The sequence below is a fragment of the Thermomonas alba genome, assembly GCF_022419205.1.
GTDB lineage: Bacteria > Pseudomonadota > Gammaproteobacteria > Xanthomonadales > Xanthomonadaceae > Thermomonas > Thermomonas alba.
The window spans coordinates 1-501 of the sequence record NZ_JAJOZU010000076.1 but is presented as its reverse complement, the minus strand read 5'-3'; the positions used below and the strand labels follow the sequence as shown (position 1 = coordinate 501).

At 65.7% G+C, this 501-nt stretch carries 1 protein-coding gene; it reads left to right on the top strand.

What is annotated here, in order from left to right:
* Nucleotides 1–501 (top strand): response regulator (locus ML342_RS11840; RefSeq protein ID WP_240127210.1); only part of this gene is annotated, 501 nt, incomplete at both ends.

The following is a 501-nucleotide window of genomic DNA, read 5'->3' as shown; positions in this document are numbered from 1 at the left end:
CGACAGCTACCCGGTGCTGCGCGAGGCGCTGCGGCGCGAAAAGCCCGATGTCTTGCTGCTGGACGTGGACCTGCCCGGGCGCAGCGGGCTGGAAATTCTGTCCGTGCTGCAGGAGGAGGGCAACCCCGTGCGCACCATCATGGTCAGCATGTACCCGGAGGATCAGTATGCGATCCGTTGCCTGCGCGCCGGGGCAATGGGCTATCTGAACAAGGGGGGCGACCCCCAGGCCCTGATCGCTGCGGTGCGCACCGTCGCCCAGGGGCGCAAATACATCACCCCCGAGATTGCCGAGCTGCTGGCCAACCATCTGCAAGCCCCGGAAGGTGGCGAGTTGCACGACAGCCTGTCCGAGCGCGAACTGCAGACCCTCAAGCTGATCGCCTCGGGCAAAAAGCTCTCGCAGATTGCCGAGGCGCTGATGATCAGCCCCAAGACGGTCAGCGTCTACCGCGCGCGCGTGCTGGAAAAGCTCGGCCTGAGCAACAACGCCGAGCTGAC